The organism is Paenibacillus faecalis, from assembly GCF_900289175.1.
Lineage (GTDB): Bacteria > Bacillota > Bacilli > Paenibacillales > Paenibacillaceae > Paenibacillus_AQ > Paenibacillus_AQ faecalis.
In genome coordinates, this window is sequence record NZ_LT985747.1 from 3,353,550 (window position 1) to 3,373,106 (window position 19,557).

Here is a 19,557-nt window from a genome sequence, read left to right on the forward strand (position 1 = left end):
AGAATACGTCTTTTGGCTCGCTTATGCTTTGCTTTTCCTAAGCGCTGTCGTATGGTGATCACCCCATCTTACGCTCAATATATTCTTTGAAATGAAATAGGAAACGGGTATACCCATCCATTTTCATCTATTGACTAAGGAAAAATAATTTTTAGCATGGAAGTCAATCTATTATGATAGGTATGATCTCTTCTCGTTCTTATCAAGCTGTTTAAAGCCATTTGCTGTCTCTCTTCTTCATGCTGTAAATAATATTCAATTTTTTCTAGCAGCTCATCATAAGAACCATAGGTCCCGATTTCAGTTCCCGCAGAATATACCTGACCTAAATCCCGACGAAGATCGGACAATTGTAATGTGGCGCAGCCGGCTATTTCAAATGTTCGTGGATTAACAGAATGAGCCGGTATTTTTCGGCTATTGGCGTTGATCGTATCGTCATCTGCTGCGCGGTGAAGATTGATAACGATTTTCGCTCCATTATAGTAGCTGGCTGTATCCTCGGGAGTCATCCAATCACCAAGCTTGATTTTGTCAGAAAGGAGGGAGTAGTTTTGCAGCCGATCCCACCACCATCCCGAGATGACCACCTTTTTATTTCTCAACATTGAGGCAAGTCGGTCGATGACCTCTACCCGGTTCCAAAACGCCGTTCCAATAAAGCAGATGTCCGTTTGATAAGAAGTGGATACGTATTTCGGGTGAAATACTTTGGGATTCACTGCGAAGGGTAGATGATACACATGCTGGCATCCTAACTTTCGATAAAAGGGAAGGCAGCTTGATTCAAGCGTAAATATATAATCGTATCGGGGCGCGATAGATACGGTCCAATCCGTGTAGTATGGATCATCGGTAAACCAGACAGCCGTTCTAAACCCATGTTGTCTTAACCTCTTAACTGTATCTGCTTCCAAGACGACTCCGTTAAGAACAAGAACAAGATCAGGTTGATTTTTTTTAGCCAGAGTAACTACATCTTCCGAAGGATTCGCGACCGTAATCTTAAGAACCAAATCCTTAAAAGCGTCAATCACCGCCTGATCCAGCGCTGGATACGGAACGCCGATCCCTGCGGTTACATAAAGAATATGAAGATTCCGAACAGTTATTTTGTCTTGTGACAGCGGACGAAGAGCTGTTTCGGCGAAACCAAGCCGGTATCCCTCTCTGCGTCCCTGCTCAAAACCGTCTTTGTACCCTTTTTGTCTCACGGATTGCTCCGTTAACCACATTCCCTGCTGTAACAAATTCACCTTTGTTGTTTGCATGCAGTCAGGCCTCCGGATTCAATTCGATTCATCTCTTTCATTTCAAGAGCCAGTCGCTGGCTTGATGCAAGGATTTAAAGGTTCCTGCATCCGTCCACCATCCGTCTAAAACGTCATAAGCAAGTTGTCCCTCAGCTGCATACACGTTGTTAACATCGGTAATCTCCAGCTCACCGCGTCCAGAAGGCTTAATGCCCCGAATCTTATCAAAAACAGTTGTATCATACATATAAATGCCTGTTACACAAAAATCGGATTTAGGATTCTCAGGTTTTTCTTCAATTCTTAAAATTGTATTTTCTTCCAAAATAGGAACTCCGTATCTCTCAGGATCATGAACTTTCTTCAGAAGTATTCGAGCTCCTTTTTTCTGTTTCTGAAAGGATTGAACATAAGTTGTTAGCGAATCCTCGAACAAATTATCTCCGAGGAGTACAAGGAATTTTTCATCAGGCTTCATAAAAGACTCAGCGAGTGACAGCGCCTGGGCAATCCCGCCAGCCTCCTCCTGAATTTTATAAGTAAGGCGGACTCCCCACTCCCTTCCACCGCCCAACAATTCAGTATATAGACCTGCCGATTGCTTGCTAATAACCAACAAAATTTCTTTAATACCCGCACTTTGTAGCTTCTCTATTCCGTGACAGATCATCGGAAAATTCCCAACAGGAAGTAAATGTTTGTTTATGATTTTTGTCAGCGGGTAAAGTCGGGTACCAGTACCTCCCGCCAGTATAACGCCCTTCATATAACCCTCCCTTTCTGCACAGAAATCGACTATACATAAATCGTCGGGTCGACTCCCCATTTTTCCATAAATTTTTGCCGATTACGCTCAATAAGTCTTTTTAACTTGCCTACATCCTGTTTGCCGAAGCTTGCACTTCCATGATGAAAAACAAATACATCTCCCGCAATTTTGAACGTATATCCTGCTTGCCTTGCCCGGTAACAGTAATCATCATCCTCATAATGCCCAGGAGAAAACCGCTCATCCAACAGTCCGATTCGATCCATTAACTCTCGTTTAAACAAAAAACATAAACCAACAATACGATCGACCTGAACCCATTTTCGGGCATCTGGCTCATTGAGTCGTTGTTCCATCTCCTCTACATTGCTGTATGGCATATCAACCTGCTGTTTGCCACTTGCATAATTCGTGAGCGGTCCAACAATCCCAATCTCTGAACTGCTATACAAACAATCCAGCATATTACCCAACCAATTCCGTGAAACAATAACATCATTGTTTAGCAGAAGAAGTGTATCGCCGGTAGCGATCTTCAATCCTTTATTGCAAGCTGCCGGAAAGCCAACATTATTAGCGAGTGAAATAAAAGTAACTCCTTCCTGGCGGCATATATCACCAGTTCCATCGGAAGAGCCATTATCGACAACAATGATTTCATGCGGTTGTTCTGTATATCGTTTAATGGAATAAATGCAATCTTTAAGCAGTTCTTTTCCGTTATAAGTCGGGATAATTATGCTCGTTTTTCTCATACTATCCACCTTCATGTCTTGGTAATTTGACGATGTCTGATCTGATCCGGAAAAGATAACCTTGAACCTTTCCATTCGATTACCGTTTGTAAAGCTTCGATATGATCTCCAATGATCATGTCAGAAACAGCGTTATTGGGACCACTATTTCGCGCCCTAAGGCGATTCCTTGTAATCACATCCACACTGGCAGGTGCGTTTATGGATAATCCCTTTTCTATGGCAATAACCTGCGCTTTCGGTGGGACCGCCAAATTGCTATATCCGATGCTTCTTACCGCTTCCTTACTTATAGCATGTGGGACAGCGGTCAGCGAATTTGCCTCAAGATCCTCCCTGGACATCGACCGATTTACAAATTCTTTAACGATGGTCACATCATCTCGATCCGAGAATACTCCGATATAAGGAGAGATATTGTTTAATGCAATATCATTTCCTTTTGCTATGGCATCAATAAAAGGGATGAGATGCTCCGCCAGCACCGGAAAATCTCCGTCCAGAAATAGTAAAATATCAGAATTGGCCAACTTTGCCCCGATGGCTCTACCGACATCATGCCCCAACGCTTGTTGGTAATGAACGATGATCGAATCTGATTGATTTCGAATCAATTCAAAGCTCTCGTCCTTCGAGCCGTTCACAACAAATATAATTTCGTGCAGCGGCATCCGGTTTAGTTGTTCAATTACCTGCTGAATCGTATCTTTTTCATTCATGACCATAACGATTGCAGCTACCGTTTTATCTGTCGGGAGCAATACACAATGACGGAAAATCTTTTTGGAGAGTTTACAATATCCCTCCATAAATTTGGCAGCAGCAGCGTGGTAAATCGGCCATGGGAAAGGTTTTACGGCTTGATACCAATGATTCCAGCTCTGATTTACTTGTTGATGGAAACTCTCCACTGGCTCTTCCGATCGCTTCTCCTGCAAATGTGCTGCAGTTGCTGCTTGAAAACCTGCTAAATAAGCTCTTTCTTGCCAGTAATTCAAGACTCTTTTGGGAATGGGTCTCCTTTTTGAAGTATGAAGAAACCCCGATTCACGAACATTCCGTTTCTTCTTTTTGATTGATTTTCTGTATAATTTTAAATTTCTTCTAAAAGAACTTGAAAAGCCCTTCACCAATCGTCTCCGTTTTCTATTCACCATGAAGTCACCACACGCTTTCTCTGTTACGTGTCAGATCCGACCGATTGCCGCGTACACCAGTTTTAGAAATAAACCAATCGATCGCCTCCAAATGATCGCCAACGATAAGTCCTTCAATGGGATCTTTTCCTTTCGTTCTTCCTCTTCTAGGATTGCTTTTCCCTACATTCACCTCATGGACAGCGCGAACATTCAAGCCTTTATTTATAGCTATAGCTTGAGCCTTCGGAGGGACTGCCAAATTATCAGCACCGATCAGGTCCATTGCATAGCGGCTCATAGCATGTGGAATCGTTGTTAAGGAGGCACCTTTTAATTTGGGATTCGAGACCAATATATTTAACGCATGCTTAGCAAGCACAACACTGTGTACATGTGTCTTGCCGGTCGGCCCCAAATACTTATTTAAGGCCACATCCACGCCGTCTTCCACTGCTTTTGTCAAGGGTATGAAATCCTTTGTCTTAATAACAATATCAGCATCGGTGAATAGTAAAATTTCTCCCTGAGCCTCTTTAGCACCGACACTTCGGCCTACGTCGTGTCCAAGAGCATTGGGTAAATGGATAACTTTCGCACCGATTCTCTGTGCGATTTCAGCCGTACCGTCTGTGGAACCGTTAGCAACAACGATAACTTCTGTCTCGGGGTGCACCTGATAGGATTGACGAATCACAGCTCCAATGGTCTTCCTTTCATTCATAGCAGGAATGATAACGGATACCTTTGGGGATTCTGCGTTTCTGATCATGAACGGAAGTGGCCTTCTCTTTACTCTCTTTGCGGTGCGTGCAGGAATTCGTTTCGACATGTTTCTCACCTGCCAGTTTGTTTTTCAAGTAAACTTCTCTCCTCATTTTATGTATAGGTTATTTTCCTGTAACGGCATTCGTACATTAAGGCGAAATAAAACGAATTTGGTGACTCTATCCGTACATATAGGCCCATGCACATGTGCATGGGCCTCTCACAGAACCGGACGTACAGGTCATCGCATCCGGCTCCTCTGGAATTTGTACAGCTCATCGATGTTACTGAGTTACTAACTGCTTGCCAATCTCGGGTTGTTTCACATACCTTCAATTGATCGAAGCTTCGGAACATTGCCGGCAACAGTTGTTTACCAGCAATGCTCCGTTTTTTTCAAACGTTAAGCTTAAAAACCCGTTAACGATTTGGCATATTCGATAGGCGTGGGAAGGATATTAGGCAGAATGAATCTTTCGTCCTCATCTCGTTTTGCTTTAATTTCAGAGGCATAATCCAACTGCACTTCCAGAATCCAAACCTTACCTTGTTTATCGATGATCAAATCAATCGCAGTATCACCTATATGACCCCAATATTGGTTGAATTTTTGCAATAGGCCGATGCAAATCATCGAGATCTCTTGTATTTTTTGTTTGGTTTGATGTTTGTTTAAATGATAGATTCTGCGAAGAGCCTCCTCACCAGGTATGATCTTTTTCCTTTTCTTTGAATTAGAGATGATACTGCCTTCCTTTGCAATTTTGGCTTCCATTCCGGAATATCTCCAGTTTTTTGTTTTATCTCGCTGGAAGTAAACGCGAAAATCGACCTTGTTGCCATGTCTGTTATAGAAAGGAATGGATTGTTGAATAATATAATTCTTTTCTGTCAGCCGGGTTTCTTCTATTTTTTTCAGTAAAATGTCTTTGGATACTGTCTGGAATACCTGGCCGTTGGTATTGTACAGCAGAAAGGATTTTTTTAACGCGACGATTCGAAGGACGCCTTTCCCACCGGCTAGCGTTGTCGGCTTCAGGTAGACATCGCTGTGCTTTCTCAGCATTTGGTCCAGATTTTCCGCATTGTACGTCATCGTGTCGGGGAGATTTTTTACTTCGGATCTTTTTGACATTTCATCCCAAAATAGATATTTATCCACATGTCCATATGGATAGTTAAAGATATTGTCTCCGATACGTTCTTTAAGATGTTGATAAATGTCCGACGGCATCGACGCCCGGTTAAATATCGCCGAAGGATAAGGAAACACTCCCTTTACAAACGAATTGGTCTTGGGACAATAATACAATCCTTTAATCGTGCCATTGATTTTATCGATTCTCCGTATTTTAAATAGAAATACTAGACCTTTAATATCTGCATACCTGGTGAAGCGTAGCAGTTGTTTTTCCGGATGGAGATGATAAACATCCTTCGCGTGAATGCCGATAACAGGTCCGATATATAAATCTCTTCCTTCGAAATAGTAGTCAAATTGCAAGTCCGGTATTGTAACTCTATCTGTCAGCTTGTGAGGAAAACGGACTTCTCCCGTCCGTAATTTATCGTCGATCTTTAACTTGAACTCCTTCGTCATTTGCCCGAAATGCATCGTGACTGTATCGGACATCAAAGACTCCTTCAGCCTGGTTTTGCTATTCACATAAATATAGTCCTCATTCAAGGACGTTTTCGTTGGGTTGATGTTGACGTTATTGGATTGATCTAACAGGAAATTGACAGTTTGTTTCATATCGGTTAAGCATGAACCCTTCACGAGAATGGCGCTCTTACGTTCAAATTGATTGATTAAAGCGACATGAAGGGCATCTCGGTCAGTATAGTGCTGAATCCGTTCGGTCGGAAACCCGGAATCCACTGCTCCCTCTCTAATCCATCGCGTCTCATCACCCAGCAAATATATCATATCTACTTTCTTTTCCGCTAAATATTTGCCAATCTCTTTGTGACCTTTTTCGGTAAATTCGCCAAGCTCTAGCATCGATCCCAGAACGACTTTCTTCTTCTTCTTCTTGCCAAGCTCAACTAATACATCGATAGCCGCTTTCATAGATTGGGGATTGGCATTAACCGTATCATCGATCAGAATCGATTTCTTCGTGTACGAATAGACGTTCAGTCTTTGCTCGGGTATTTTGTAAGCCTGCAGACCTGCTCTTATCTCTGCGGCAGTGAATTTGTTCTTGTGGGCTATTGCAATTGCGAACAATGCATTATACACGTTATGAATTCCGAAAGCAGGTATAAAGAACTTCTCTAGTTTTTCGTCCAGCATAACCTGAAAAGTCATGCCTTTATTTGTATAGGTTACATCTTGTGCCCGATAATCGGCTCGTCGTTTCATTCCTATGGTGATGACTGTTCCTGTAAAAGATTTTATTGACAACAATCTGGAATGTTTATCGTCTCTATTGATAAACAGCGTTCCTTTAGGGTCCATATTTTGGATCAGTGCTGATTTACTGGCAGCAGTGGCTCGAATGCTATTTCCGAGGTTGCCGTAATGAGCAGTGCCGATATTGGTAATGACTGAGATATTCGGCTTGAAGTAACGGCAATGCCTAATACCCGCTCCAAGCTTTCCCATCCCCATTTCTAAAATAACGGCTTGATAAGATGGATCCGATTCAAATGTTTGTGCGTTTTTTTTCGTATGTCCCGGCAAATTTCTATTACCATTCGTTTTGAGCACTTTCCATTTCGTCTCCAGTATCGCTGCAATAAGCTCCCTAACCGTAGTTTTCCCACAACTGCCGGTTACTGCAATTTTTTGTCTCATGAATCTAGTCATCAGGGCACTAACCTCCAGTGTGTATAGTTTGTGAAGCATATCGGATAGCAGTCGTGGCCAGCATTAATGTAGTATCGATAAAGATTGGTTTTACTTTCAAATAAGGAGTGATTAACGGAATTTCTGTACAACCAGCCAAAAATACGTCGACTCCCTTTTTCTGATAGGCTTCTATTATACGATCAAGATGAATGAGATACGGGTTTGTTGTTAATTTACCTGCTTTCACATTTCGAATCACAGCATCAACTACTTGCTGTTCTTCAGGAACGGGGATAATGAGTTCAATTGGGCAATTAGCAAAAGCTTGTTGATACAAGCGGTTTTTGATCGTCGTTTCAGATGCAAACAGGATCATTTTACAGTTATTAAACCGGTTTTGATCGAGCAGCGTTTTTACCGTATTGTCTATTATACTGATAAACGGTATACTTACTGTTTTTTTCAAATCCTGATACCAAATATGTGCCGTATGACAAGGCATAATAAGGAAATCTGCTCCCGCTTGCTCGAGCAGTAAGCAGGATTGGATAAGCTCGGGCAGCGGGCTAACCAGATTCGGTTCGGAGACATGTGATCGGGGCTGAATTTTTGGATTATTATAGATCAAAATTCTTAGATGCTCTTGGTCAGTCTTTGCTGGTGTGTTCTCTACGATTTTTTGAAACAAATCAATGGTTGCATATGGGCCCATTCCGCCTACTATACCAATGGATTTACTCAAATTATCACCTCCCATGAATGTTTTGATAGTATACAGAATATGTATTGTACCGATCTGTTGACATTGATATTTGTCCTTATAGCCGGACCAAAAGTCATCATAATGCCCCTCAAAAAAGCTCCTCGTATTGACCGGGATAGCAGCCGTAACAAAAAAAAACAGCGAATAGCTTCGCTGTCCCGAAATGTGCAAGTGACAATTATCTGTCGGCCTCCTCCATAAGCAGCCGCTCTGCCAAAATAGCTGGTTTCTCCAATTTTTCTTGAATTAAAGGCCAGTTCTCCTTTGTTGCCGTATGGATGACCATATCATAAGAAACGCCTTTGATGGTTAAACCATCGCGTTCGATCCCTGTACGGGGCAGACCGCAATTGTCATGGAAAGACACAACACTTGCATTATCAATCACCGTGTTGGAATAAACACTGGACAAACCTAGAATATCAAATGCGACATGAAAAATAAGCCACACGCTAGCTGGGGCGGCTGGAATCAAAGGGGAGATAATCCACCTGCCCCAATTACCGGTTTGATCTGCGATATCATAGACCGCAATTGTGCCGACAGCTTTTCCTGATAACAGTTCAATACAGAAGTAATAATCGCCCTCTCGATGAAAGTACTCCTCCAGCCATGATTCATGGATGAAGAAACGGGAATCGATTTCCCCGATATACTTGGACAATTCAGGTGATCTCCTAAGTTTGAAAATAAACTCGGCATCATCCATCGTTATCGGCCTTAATCGAATCCCGAAGCGTTCTACCATGATGTTATGTTTCACGATTTCACCTCTATGATCTCAACTAAATCATCTAAACTCGTTATTGCTGCAACCTCCTTGATCGAGAAGCGAACATTTAACTCCTCTTCAAGACGTAAAATGAGTTCCATATGTTTCAATGAGTCCCAGTTCGGCATTTCCTTGCGTTTCGGATTTTCATCCGACGACAGCGTTGTATTTAGCACCTCGGACAGAATCGATCCGACTTGTTTCCGTAACTCATTATTCATGCTTTCACCTCCACCATGGCCGGATGGTCACGGCATGCTGCTTTGACGCGTTTCAACAGTTCATGAAGGGATTGCGGTTTTGAAGGATCATCGACAAAGCGCTTTAACCAGTCCAGAGCGGGAGCATTTCGCGGTCCCTGGATGGTATCGATTTGCAAATGCTGAACTCCGCGTGCCGCTAATTTCTCCAATACCCAAGCGAATGCCACCGTTTCAATATCCCGGCCGAGCGCTCTGCAGCTAAAAAGTGTTTCAATCAATTGCGCTTGATCTCCTTCGATCCGGCATATAAATGCACCGATCAAGCCACTGTCGGACAAAACATCCGAAAGAAAAACGGCAACACATAGATAATGGTTAATATCCATCGCTTCGTTTACTTCGCTTTCGGTCATCCGCCTTAAAGCAAGGTTGAATTGATTCGTTTTACGGCTTAATTCGTACAGCCGCCTGGCTTGGGAAGAATCATTCTCATAAACTGTTATCCGCATTTTCAGACTGGCTAAATAGGCGTTATAATCAGACGCTTCATGCCGGATTCTCTCCCGCTGTTGATTGGCTTGAATATCCGCTGTTCTTGATAAGGCCGCATCGTCGGGATGAAGTTGATAAAGCCCCGGGTAATGACATAACCCCTTCATTGTTTCTCTACCGTTTCGCTTGGCCCGAAACAGATGAACTTCAGGCCGAGCGGCCGCCATCTTCAATAATTCAGCTGGATTATCATCCACAAACAAAAAAGCGGAAGGATCAATATTCAATATCTGCGCCAATCGATCGAGATTTTCTGCTTTCGTCCGCCAGTTGGCACAAACCGCCGCAAAATCATCCCACTTTAAGGGAAAATCATCCCGCTTTTCAAACAACGCTTTGACATCTTGCTCCTCATTACGGCTGCACAACGTTAGCATAATACCCGACTGTTTAAGCCGAAGCAGCAGCCTCTGCAAAAGATAATGGCCTTCCGTCAGCAATACCGTTTCCGGCCCCTCTTCTCCTAAAACCCCGTTGTATAGGGTGTCGTCAAGGTCCAGAGCAATTGCTTTAAGCCGGGGGGCAAATGCAGCCGGAAGGAGATGTACGCTCAAGTGGCGGGAAAGCAAAATCGTTGCCTCGTTAGAAAACGGATAGTTGCTTATTTCTTCATTGCGGTAATCATGGAAAGGTTCGGAGCATCCTTGGGCCAGCGCAGCTAAATCAATGAGCATACAGTCCGTATTCCGTTCAATCCATTCCGATATGTGCATGTTTAACTTGCGGAACCATCCCCGATCGCTTGCAGAAAAACTGAACAGGGTATCGGTTTCTACGAGGGACTCCGGCCAGTTATTTACCCATATCGGTTTATTCGTTGCCGCGCGTAATTTTTGAATTCTTTCATTCAGCCAATGGATGGCTTCCTGTGCTGTCATCGATTTTAAATAGACTCGCCAATCTATCCAAATGATGAAAGCGTCAGCCTGCATATCTCCACCAAGTCCCGTCAGAGCGGCATCGTATTCAGAATAAACAAAACGAACGTCAGCTTCCCATAACCTGCAAAAAGGAGGCATTAAATTGGCGATAAATTCAAAGGGCATCGTTCGGTCCACTCTGATCCGGTAGGTTTGACGGAAGGCAAGCTTAGGGCTTCCGGCAATTTGGGCTCGAGTGGGGGTAGAGCATAACAAGGAATCTGCCAAATCAAGATAGGTTAATACATGATTCATGCACATCCCTCCTTTTTACGTCATTAGGCAAACCTTAATACAATCCCAGCTCCTTACCCCAAACTTTGATTTTCTCCACATATTCATCCAGCAGATGGGCAGGCTTTGTACCATCAACTGCCCAGAGAAGCTGATGATACAGGCTTCGTTCCAGCACACGCTCCAGATAAGCCTTTTTATACAATTGGACCGGGCTTCCGTCGAAGGAGATCCCATACTTCAGCATTTCAGCAGCGTATAGGTTTGCACATCGCTCAATCACCAAATCTTCGTCGGCTCTCCAGTCCTTGCGGTAAGCAAAAAACACGCCTACCAAATTGAACATGTCGAACCAGCAAGGTGAGAAACGCGCGCCTTCCCAATCCAAAAATTTAATGTTCCAGTTCGGTTCAGCTATGTTGTGACATCCCATGTTCGGGGTCTGCAGATCATTGTGGGTAATACTTTTACCTGCCTGAATAAGCTCAGGGAAATAGATCGGCCCTTTTTTCAAAATGCGCTTCAAATCGTTGTAACTGGAACTCAGCCTTTGCTTGAATTCAGGATGGTCCATTGCTTTATCTAGATACTCCAAAGTCTTCTCATGGTGCTTCATACGTTCGGCAGATACAGCTTCCGATTCATATCGAGGAAGCCAATCCTCAAATACATCCGACTTATTGTAAAAGTTATCGTTGTAGGTTAGAGCATGAAGCTTGGCTAAGGAAGGGATAATCTGATCAAAATGATCCGGGGTAAAAATAACTTGACCTTTTACTTGAGGGACATACTCCATAAATGCCCATACGTCATCACCGTTCATTCCCTCTAAAATCAAATAGATCGTAGGCATTAAATCCGGTAATATCGAACTGACCTTACGATACATATTTAGTTCTGTAAGCTTTTCATCAATAATGGGTGGTTTAAAAATTTTCAAAATAATAGGAGATGCTTGTTTGTAAGCCAATACTTCCAGCTTCCAAATCGCACTTTTAGACGTTTCTTTCAAACATTCCATTTTCTGATCGTTTAATACGACAGATGTACCAAAATGGGGCGCAAACTGCTCAGCACAATGATGCTCTCTCCATTTCAGACTTATATCATTAAGCGGCGGGTTATCCAACATGGCTTTAGCATCCTCAAACCCTTTTACAAATCCGTCTTGTTTACCTTTATTAAATCCATCACTTCTGCCCTGCTCGTATCCAGCTGAATCATGTACATTCGCCATATCCATAGTCCTCCACTCCAAAATTCTTCTATATCCTATGTTGATCACCGCCATCCTGACAGTAAAAAATTTGATATACGCTGGCATCATACGAGCTAATACAATTCAAATTTTTTCCCGAATACTCTTACCTTTTCTAAATAAGTCGACAGCAGCTTCGCTTCTTTTTTGCCGGTAACCGCCCAATTCAACTGCAGGTATAAGCTTTTCTCCAGTATTTTTTTTAAATAGGCCTTCTCATATAATTCCACTGGATCTGAATTAAAAGTAACACCGTTCTTTCTCATTTCATTCGCATACAAATGTACGCAGCGATGGGTAATCGCTTCCTCTTGATCTTTCCACTCCTTGCGATAGGCTAAAAAAACGCCAATCAAATTGACGAGATCAAACCAGCAAGGAGCATATTTTGCACCTTCCCAATCGATAAATTTGATGTCCCATTCGTTCTCATTCACATCGTGACAGGCTATATTAGCGGTGTGTAAATCCCCATGGATAATACAGCACCCTGCTTTTCGCACCTCCGGAAAATATTCCGCTCCCTTCTTCAACAGAGCTTGTAGTAAGGAATGATACGGCTGGATATTACTATTGAGCTCTTTATTCTTCATCGCCTCGTCTAAATAAAATAGCGTTAATTCATTTAAACGTACTCTTTCCTCACGTGCTTCCTTGGAATCATATCGAGGCAACCAACGTCCGAATAATTTTTCCTGCTGTATAAAGCGATCTTCCATCGTAGCCGCATGCAAATTTGCCAATGTCGGAATGATCTTGTCAAAGTGATCAGGATTATATTGAACCCTTCCTTTAATAGGTTCAATATATTCCATGAACACCCACAAATCGCGATCGCTTACATTTTTTTTGGTAAAATACACTTTAGGCATAAACGGTTGCAAAATTTTGACTGCTTTACGGTATATATTTCTTTCAACCGTACTTTCCGGCCTCGCTTCTTTCAGTTTTTTGGATATTTTAAGTATGACGGGAAAGCTTTTCTTGTCAGCATCAATAATAATTTTCCATATACTGCTTTTATATGAATCTTTTAGACAGTTCGTTTTTCTATGATTTAGTGATATTTTCTTTGCCGAAAGAAACCGGAATGATTCGGAAAATTTCATTTTACGCCATGTTCTTCGAATCAATCGCTTGTCTATTTTGCTGGTCCGATTCACTAGACCTCACTCCATTCTCGCTTTTAAACATTCTATGTCAACAAAAGATATATGTATCATTCATTCACCTACGATATTGGAAGTATAGATATCCGCCATGCCTAAAAAAAGAGATGATCGAATGTGGACAAAACACCTCTTCCTCATTCAATCACCTTTCCCGGCATTGTTGAAGCTGCTTCTGCAAAATGCCCATCTTCGTAGCCTTGGGCAAATCCAACCTTAAAATCTTCATAGTATGCTTGATCATAACCTTGATGAATAGCCGGGGATTCGTGGGGGATAGACCGTCTTCGGTGGATTTCCTGCCTGCTTCTATAACGCCCTCTTATACTGCGTCGTTTACGCCGTACGAAACGGGTACGGTAACGTCGCTTTGTTCCTTTGATCGTAAGACTACGCCTTAATCTTGAAGACGGTTTTCGGATCCCAGAATGAAGCGTTAACCTACCGCTGTCTTTTTCCATTGATGCCTTCATACCTAGTCCTCCTGTAACCCCGATCTTCTAATCTCTAACATATTTTCCTTTCCACATGTTAAACACTCGTTCTTTAACCAAGGTGAAGATGGTTTGCCTTTCTTGGAACGGTTAATCCGTATGCCTGTCAGCATTTCAGCCATTATAGATTGATAGGCATTAAGCAACCGGATATTCTCTGCAAGTGTACGTGCAGTAATATCGGGGTGCGCTGTTATTTCCGCAATATTTCCCAGTATCCCAGCCAATGCTTCTTGACTTTTTGCAATCGAAGAGATTAGGGCGACTTTAGCCTCCTGCTCCCGATATATTCGTGATTTCATCAATTCTGTTCTCCAAAATCAAGCGTATCAAACCCCATGCCGACGTTATTCTCATCTTCAGAGGTACCCATAACGATACGCAGATTACGGCAAAGTCCTGATCCAATGCGTGTCAAACCTTCAATCTGCTCCACAATCTGTTCATGAATGGCTAAAGAGTCCTTCAATTCGCCACCTCTATCATACTGACTCAAAACCCACTGACAGACTTTTTCCGATTCAATAGCCTTTCCTTGCAAAATAAGGTACGTATTTCGCTGAATCATAACTGATGCATCCAAAATCCGCATGAAAGATTCTTCTTTGCTCATGTACGTTTCCCCCTTATGTCACCGATGTTGCTACTTCTATTCTTCCACCTGCTCATTTACCCTTAGCTCTTTCATGGCAATTTCCAAGGTGTCGGCCACATTTTGCTGCAGATCGGCCATAGCATTCAAATAAGCTGTAATGCTACCGTTTACTTGCTCTACCTGACCTCCATCAGACTTCATTAATGTTTCAGGGGATTGAAGCTGACGATTGGGTAACGAGCTTATGATTTGGGACATACGAACTGCTGCGTGCCGCTGCGCTTCAAAGATTCGAGCCATCTGCTTCTGAGAATATGAAAGATGCTCCACCATATCATTGATTTTATTTTCCAACTCGGAACGCTCCTTCAGACCTTTTCTTCAACATATGCGTGACCTTGTCGACCGGTGCAAAAATCTATACATACGAAACGATCAACACTACATTTCGGATCAGATAAATCTATTGAAAGCCTCTACCATGATTTTATTCTGATTGGGAATTCGACTTAACCATTCACTCATGCTTTCATTCAAGGTTGCAAAACCCTCATTCCACCATCCAATATCAGATAACAGCGCCTTGCTGAACACAAGACAGCAAACATTCATACGAGAATGAACATCTACATTTCCTAATATTGAGGTTGCTTTTAATTCTGGAGAATGACTGGAGGAAGCAGAAGTAACAACGGTAATTTTCAATGAATCTCTCTTGGGTTCCATGATCAGATCATCCATCCAATCATTAATGTTAGGTGAGACAGCTATTAAAACGACCAATATTTGGCCATGTGCAGCAAAAAATGCCTTGTTTAGAATACCAACGATGCCTTCACCGTTTCTGGACGAGATATGTCTTACAGATCCAGTCCGCTTCTGTAAATATTGCATGGTCACCTCTGAAGATCCAGCGTTTGCGACAATCAGCTCATACGGATGTGGAGTTAAGGCTTCAATTTTTTGGATGATACGCATTACATTCTCACCATGAAGGCGGGTCGGTATAATGATACTGACCCCATCAAAAGGACGACAGCTATCTTCTTTTCCAATCTGAAATCCTAAATCATAACCAGCCTGAAACCCGGATTTATAGGCCTTTTTCATCCCCACTTCACGAAGAGCAGCAGTTAAAGCTCTTCGCAATTTCATACGCCGTCTTCTCATCGTAAACTGTCTTTCATATGATTAGCCCCCCAGGAAAGTTTCCCCATACTCATGATTGCCCCGTGTTGTTACAACCTTATATATTTTGCATCAGCCGAACCCATCGCTCTGCCGTATGCTCCCATCTGAAACGCTGGCGTACTGATTCCCGTCCCGCCATCCCAATTTGCGTCCGGAGAATCTCATCTTCCAACAATGCGTTTATCCGTTCAGACAATCCGGCTGCTAAATGATCAGGCGGAATTAAATATCCGTTTATCCCGTGATCCACAATTTCAGGAATACCTCCAGCATTTGCAGCAATTACGGGAACTCCTGCTGCCATCGCTTCCACATTAACCAATCCAAAGGCTTCTCTTGGTGAAGAAGGTACAACCACAATATCAGCAAGTGCATACCAGTCCGCAATACCGGGATAAGGTATAAACGGGAGAAATTTCACCCATGTCTGATATGATTTCGCAGCATCTTTTAACTTTCGGATATAAGGTGTATCCCTATCCGATCCATATGAGGCACTGCCAATGACAAGCAAAAGTGCCTCAGGGTGCTTATCAATGACTTGAGGTAGAACCTCAATCAAATGATGAACCCCCTTTTCCGGAATCAGGCGACCGACAAACAGAATAATTTTTCGTCCTTTCCATCCATAATGTGCAAGCCTTGCTTCTCTTAGTGCCTTCGCTATCGGGCTGAATGGAGGAGAAAATTGCTCCAAGTTAACCCCAAGATGATTAATCGTTATTTTTTCCCTTAGCCAAGGATGGTATGAAACTATATCCTCTAACAGAAAGTGACTGTTCACTACGATTCTGTCCATCGTGCCAGCTATTTTACCAAATCGTTTTCTGTTCATATATGGAGGGCTGATAAAAGTATTAGAATGCAATGTAAGCACCATTTTCACACCTGGAAGATGCATTTTGAGCCGTTGGGCCAAGAGTGGCCTGTTATGAACTTCTGCGACATCTGGTCTCCACTTGTAAAGTCTGCGCAACAAGGATCGATAGTAGGATGCGCCGAACGGTAATCGATAACATGGAACCCCATGAATCGTTCCTTTAGGTGGCAAGCCTTTTCCTACAACTCCATAAATCCGAATATCCATCGCCCCCTGAACCAAGGGTACTGTCTGTTCCACCACCCGTTCAACGGAGCTACTCCTACCCGACGGAATAACAAATGACCCCGGTGTCACTACCGCAACCTTCCGCAAGCTCATAGCTCCACACCCTTCTCACATCATACTTTTAGCATATACCGGAAGAGGGTATATTGGTGACAACTGAAACTGCTTCAAGAAGAATAGGCGGTAACCACTCGACACCCGTCCATCCGGGACAGGTTGTATACCGCATAAACTGATAAACAAATAAATGATTGTCGAAAACTGTGACAAGGAGGAGGTAGCATGCAGCCGGAATATGTGGGGATCCTACTCAATAACAGTACGTACCGCGGTATTCCAAGCGGGAAGACCGGTACAGAGTCAATAGAGAACTATGAAGATGCGGCCAAATCGTATGGGCTGATTCCTTGTTTTTTCAGAATACAGGACCTATCTCTAGACACATGTACGGCTGAAGGTTACATTAGAACACCATCCGGGTATTCGTTAAGCAAGATCTCGATCCCACGTGTAATACACAACCGGGCTATCTTTCGTAATAAGCGAGCTCACGAAATAATCAACTTGCTCATCTCGGAGGGAATATTCATCTATAATTATAGTACTAGATACGGAAAGGATAGCATCCATAATATACTGGCAAAAGATCCGTTGATTAGCCCTGCTCTTCCGCAGACGCTTCCTGCTAATCCTGCTTCAATCCGCTTCATGCTTGAGCAGCATGGAGATGTTATTCTGAAACCTTGCCGAGGAAGCGTTGGACTCGGTATGATGCGGCTGCGTCGCGATAAATTCCATGATCATTTTACGTATTCACGTTCATCCCCTTCGGCCAAGGGCTGGAGAACCCAGCGTGTAGCCAGAGGATATCTGCCACTGCTGCTGCGCAAAAGAATACGCTCCCTCCCTTTTCTTGCTCAACAACGAATTCAACTAGCTGAGTATGGGGGCAAGCCTTATGACATCCGTATTACGGTGCAACGGGGCCTGAGCGGCACTTGGGAAATAAGCGGAATGTTTGTCAAAACTTCATCGCCTCGAACCTTCGTTTCGAATATCGCTCAAGGTGGATCAGCTTATCCTGTTCATGACGTTTTCAGTCGTTCTCTACCTGATATACCTACCGATCTCCTCATTGATCGTATAGCTCAATTCGCGCTTCAGATCGCTCATTCGCTCTCCAAGCATATGCCTTACGCGGCGGACTTTGGTATGGATATAGCAGTTACCTCTGAAGGACTGCTTTACTTTATTGAAGCAAATGGAAGAGATCAACGTTATGGGTTCAAAGAAGTCGGATTGGAAAGGGTATGGAAAGAGACGTACTGCAAGCCTATCGGCTTTGCACGTTATTTGCTGAATTCGGGGAGCTGGCCAACATATTGAAAAGATATATAAAAACAGCGATTCCCTTACAGGAAACGCTGTTTTCTTACTTGTTATATTGTCAGGATTCCATATGATCTTCACGGTCTCCACTCTGGATCTCTGCCTTTTCGGCACTTTGTTTATAAACGGCAGCCAACACTTTCTCATAAGCACTTTCAAAGCATGGAGGCAAAATCGGTTTGAGTTCCTCCAGCATCGGTAAAAGTTTGTATAGTGCTTGAACTTCTTCCTCCGTCAATCCTAATGGGTACATTGCAAAGTGACCGATAAACGTATATCCCCGGCCCCTACCTTGATGGGTTATCGGAATGTGCATCGCACTTAGCGCGTCCATATCCCGATATATGGTTCTTTCGCTAGTTCCGCACCGTTCCGCAAGTTCCCTGGCTAATATTCCCGGCCTTGCCTGAACAAGCGTAATAATCTTCATCAGTCGGATCAGTCGATCTGTCATATGCATTCTCCCTACCCTATCTAGTAAATTAGACTTATATATTAAGACTTCATAACTAGTACATTCGACCCTTTTTCATATATTCCTTCTTTGTCGACTGTTTATATAGAACTATTTTTTAATAGCTATAAAATCACTGTTTATAAGTCTAAAGTCCCTCATATTCACCAACCAGATGCATGAACATCAACTGACTGTACTTGCGGAAGCATAGGACTCCAGAAATGCACAACTCAAATCATACATAATTTCCGCTTCTCTCAAATACTCAAAATCACCCAAACGAAGGGCATATAATAACATTTCATCTGCCCGGCGACGAATGATATCTTCTCCTTCCTCGTAATACCCCATCTCAAAAGCTCTAAGAGCGCTTTCAAGAATTGAGGGGTTTTCAAGCAATTTTTGATATTTATATACACGATGATCCATGTCCCTTCGAAGAATACCCGTATGATTGCTAAACTGCAATGAAATGGTACGTGAGGGCACGACGACGGATCGATGAACGTCATCAATATACGTCCACATAGCTGAAACAATAGGATGAATTCCTGATGATCGACGGCCTATTTCAAACTTCAATACAATTTGTTTGGTCACATCTTCCGATAATGATCCCAGATTCAGTGTCAAATTCCGACCATTTAACCTTTCTGCTTTACATCCATATAACCCAATAATCTGAACGCCAGCCTCCAACTGAAGATGCAGCTGAACCTGGTTTGCAACACGATAGAAAATAGACTTCTGTTTTCTCGGCCGTGTCACGGTTCCTCGCCACTCCACCAGCAAATAAACACGATTGGCGCTGCTTGCAATTACATGATTTCTGCACCATGTAAAATTTGTGTACAAGCCCGACTGCAACACATCCACCTCTTTTCCATTCTTATATTACTGTACCAATTTGGATGGACATCACTCTGTCAGGGAACATATGTTCCTAGTTAATAAATACGAAAATAATCGATAAT

The 19,557-nt window shown here is 42.8% G+C and carries 21 protein-coding genes; 1 reads left to right on the forward strand and 20 read right to left on the reverse strand.

All coding sequences use genetic code 11. The features are described 5' to 3' along the window. Positions 1-134: 134 nt before the first annotated feature. The 18 genes from C8268_RS15900 to C8268_RS15985 all read right to left on the reverse strand — a co-directional run bounded on the left by C8268_RS15900 (position 135) and on the right by C8268_RS15985 (position 16,830). Positions 135-1,271 (reverse strand): glycosyltransferase family protein, encoded by a 1,137-nt coding sequence (locus tag C8268_RS15900; protein ID WP_106768575.1) that lies wholly within the window; start codon positions 1,269-1,271, stop codon positions 135-137. 37 nt (positions 1,272-1,308) lie between these two features. Then, the gene (locus tag C8268_RS15905; protein WP_106768576.1) at positions 1,309-2,019 is read right to left on the reverse strand and encodes a sugar phosphate nucleotidyltransferase; all 711 of its coding nucleotides are present in this window, start codon (positions 2,017-2,019) and stop codon (positions 1,309-1,311) included. A gap of 29 nt (positions 2,020-2,048) precedes the next feature. Further along, positions 2,049-2,777, reverse strand: a complete 729-nt coding sequence (locus C8268_RS15910) for a glycosyltransferase family 2 protein (RefSeq protein ID WP_106768577.1) — start codon at positions 2,775-2,777, stop codon at positions 2,049-2,051. 11 nt (positions 2,778-2,788) lie between these two features. Next, positions 2,789-3,775, reverse strand: a complete 987-nt coding sequence (locus C8268_RS15915) for a glycosyltransferase family 2 protein (protein ID WP_234032836.1) — start codon at positions 3,773-3,775, stop codon at positions 2,789-2,791. Positions 3,776-3,938: 163 nt separating this feature from the next. Next, the gene (locus C8268_RS15920; protein ID WP_106768579.1) at positions 3,939-4,745 is read right to left on the reverse strand and encodes a glycosyltransferase family 2 protein; all 807 of its coding nucleotides are present in this window, start codon (positions 4,743-4,745) and stop codon (positions 3,939-3,941) included. Between the two features lie 345 nt (positions 4,746-5,090). After that, positions 5,091-7,496, reverse strand: coding sequence for a YheC/YheD family protein (locus C8268_RS15925; protein ID WP_199794860.1), 2,406 nt, complete (start codon positions 7,494-7,496; stop codon positions 5,091-5,093). 7 nt (positions 7,497-7,503) lie between these two features. Continuing rightward, entirely contained in the window at positions 7,504-8,220 is a 717-nt protein-coding gene (cuyB, locus tag C8268_RS15930) for a cysteate racemase (protein ID WP_106769982.1), read from the reverse strand. 199 nt (positions 8,221-8,419) lie between these two features. Further along, complete coding sequence (locus C8268_RS15935; protein ID WP_106768581.1) at positions 8,420-9,004, reverse strand: GNAT family N-acetyltransferase; 585 nt, start codon at positions 9,002-9,004, stop codon at positions 8,420-8,422. Beyond that, positions 9,001-9,234: a phosphopantetheine-binding protein gene (locus tag C8268_RS15940; RefSeq protein WP_106768582.1), complete on the reverse strand. Its 234-nt coding sequence runs from the start codon at positions 9,232-9,234 to the stop codon at positions 9,001-9,003. The genes C8268_RS15935 and C8268_RS15940 overlap by 4 nt, the downstream gene beginning before the upstream one ends. After that, positions 9,231-10,943 (reverse strand): HAD-IIIC family phosphatase, encoded by a 1,713-nt coding sequence (locus tag C8268_RS15945; RefSeq protein WP_106768583.1) that lies wholly within the window; start codon positions 10,941-10,943, stop codon positions 9,231-9,233. Before C8268_RS15945 ends, C8268_RS15940 begins: the two co-directional genes overlap by 4 nt. Before the next feature lie 34 nt (positions 10,944-10,977). Further along, positions 10,978-12,159: a phosphotransferase gene (locus tag C8268_RS15950; RefSeq protein ID WP_106768584.1), complete on the reverse strand. Its 1,182-nt coding sequence runs from the start codon at positions 12,157-12,159 to the stop codon at positions 10,978-10,980. A gap of 95 nt (positions 12,160-12,254) precedes the next feature. Continuing rightward, entirely contained in the window at positions 12,255-13,343 is a 1,089-nt protein-coding gene (locus C8268_RS15955; protein WP_234032838.1) for an aminoglycoside phosphotransferase family protein, read from the reverse strand. 143 nt (positions 13,344-13,486) lie between these two features. Further along, complete coding sequence (locus C8268_RS15960) at positions 13,487-13,822, reverse strand: hypothetical protein (RefSeq protein WP_106768585.1); 336 nt, start codon at positions 13,820-13,822, stop codon at positions 13,487-13,489. A 2-nt stretch (positions 13,823-13,824) separates the two neighbouring features. Next, positions 13,825-14,145, reverse strand: a complete 321-nt coding sequence (locus C8268_RS15965) for a hypothetical protein (protein ID WP_106768586.1) — start codon at positions 14,143-14,145, stop codon at positions 13,825-13,827. Then, positions 14,145-14,456, reverse strand: coding sequence for an alpha-helical endospore appendage domain-containing protein (locus tag C8268_RS15970; protein ID WP_106768587.1), 312 nt, complete (start codon positions 14,454-14,456; stop codon positions 14,145-14,147). Before C8268_RS15970 ends, C8268_RS15965 begins: the two co-directional genes overlap by 1 nt. 36 nt (positions 14,457-14,492) lie before the next feature. Then, on the reverse strand, positions 14,493-14,792 hold the full coding sequence (locus C8268_RS15975; protein ID WP_106768588.1) for a nucleoside-diphosphate sugar epimerase: 300 nt from the start codon (positions 14,790-14,792) through the stop codon (positions 14,493-14,495). A gap of 99 nt (positions 14,793-14,891) precedes the next feature. Beyond that, complete coding sequence (locus C8268_RS15980) at positions 14,892-15,593, reverse strand: glycosyltransferase family 2 protein (protein ID WP_106768589.1); 702 nt, start codon at positions 15,591-15,593, stop codon at positions 14,892-14,894. 91 nt (positions 15,594-15,684) lie between these two features. Next, positions 15,685-16,830: a glycosyltransferase family 4 protein gene (locus C8268_RS15985; protein ID WP_106768590.1), complete on the reverse strand. Its 1,146-nt coding sequence runs from the start codon at positions 16,828-16,830 to the stop codon at positions 15,685-15,687. Between the two features lie 189 nt (positions 16,831-17,019). Here C8268_RS15985 and C8268_RS15990 point away from each other — a divergent pair, with 189 nt between their 5' ends. Continuing rightward, positions 17,020-18,123: a YheC/YheD family endospore coat-associated protein gene (locus tag C8268_RS15990; protein ID WP_106768591.1), complete on the forward strand. Its 1,104-nt coding sequence runs from the start codon at positions 17,020-17,022 to the stop codon at positions 18,121-18,123. Between the two features lie 61 nt (positions 18,124-18,184). On the opposite strand, the gene C8268_RS15995 is transcribed toward C8268_RS15990, so the two are convergent. Together C8268_RS15995 and C8268_RS16000 are read right to left on the reverse strand one after the other, a co-directional pair. Beyond that, positions 18,185-18,580 (reverse strand): helix-turn-helix transcriptional regulator, encoded by a 396-nt coding sequence (locus C8268_RS15995; protein ID WP_106768592.1) that lies wholly within the window; start codon positions 18,578-18,580, stop codon positions 18,185-18,187. A 186-nt stretch (positions 18,581-18,766) separates the two neighbouring features. Further along, on the reverse strand, positions 18,767-19,453 hold the full coding sequence (locus C8268_RS16000; RefSeq protein WP_234032840.1) for a hypothetical protein: 687 nt from the start codon (positions 19,451-19,453) through the stop codon (positions 18,767-18,769). Positions 19,454-19,557: the final 104 nt, after the last annotated feature.

Coding starts and splice junctions, on each gene's coding strand:
- C8268_RS15900 (WP_106768575.1), bottom strand. CDS start 1,271: ATGCAAACAACAAAGGTGAATTTGTTACAGCAGGGAATGTGGTTAACG.
- C8268_RS15905 (WP_106768576.1), bottom strand. CDS start 2,019: ATGAAGGGCGTTATACTGGCGGGAGGTACTGGTACCCGACTTTACCCG.
- C8268_RS15910 (WP_106768577.1), bottom strand. CDS start 2,777: ATGAGAAAAACGAGCATAATTATCCCGACTTATAACGGAAAAGAACTG.
- C8268_RS15920 (WP_106768579.1), bottom strand. CDS start 4,745: ATGTCGAAACGAATTCCTGCACGCACCGCAAAGAGAGTAAAGAGAAGG.
- C8268_RS15925 (WP_199794860.1), bottom strand. CDS start 7,496: ATGACTAGATTCATGAGACAAAAAATTGCAGTAACCGGCAGTTGTGGG.
- C8268_RS15940 (WP_106768582.1), bottom strand. CDS start 9,234: ATGAATAATGAGTTACGGAAACAAGTCGGATCGATTCTGTCCGAGGTG.
- C8268_RS15945 (WP_106768583.1), bottom strand. CDS start 10,943: ATGAATCATGTATTAACCTATCTTGATTTGGCAGATTCCTTGTTATGC.
- C8268_RS15950 (WP_106768584.1), bottom strand. CDS start 12,159: ATGGCGAATGTACATGATTCAGCTGGATACGAGCAGGGCAGAAGTGAT.
- C8268_RS15960 (WP_106768585.1), bottom strand. CDS start 13,822: ATGAAGGCATCAATGGAAAAAGACAGCGGTAGGTTAACGCTTCATTCT.
- C8268_RS15965 (WP_106768586.1), bottom strand. CDS start 14,145: ATGAAATCACGAATATATCGGGAGCAGGAGGCTAAAGTCGCCCTAATC.
- C8268_RS15970 (WP_106768587.1), bottom strand. CDS start 14,456: ATGAGCAAAGAAGAATCTTTCATGCGGATTTTGGATGCATCAGTTATG.
- C8268_RS15980 (WP_106768589.1), bottom strand. CDS start 15,593: ATGAAATTGCGAAGAGCTTTAACTGCTGCTCTTCGTGAAGTGGGGATG.
- C8268_RS15985 (WP_106768590.1), bottom strand. CDS start 16,830: ATGAGCTTGCGGAAGGTTGCGGTAGTGACACCGGGGTCATTTGTTATT.
- C8268_RS15990 (WP_106768591.1), top strand. CDS start 17,020: ATGCAGCCGGAATATGTGGGGATCCTACTCAATAACAGTACGTACCGC.
- C8268_RS15995 (WP_106768592.1), bottom strand. CDS start 18,580: ATGACAGATCGACTGATCCGACTGATGAAGATTATTACGCTTGTTCAG.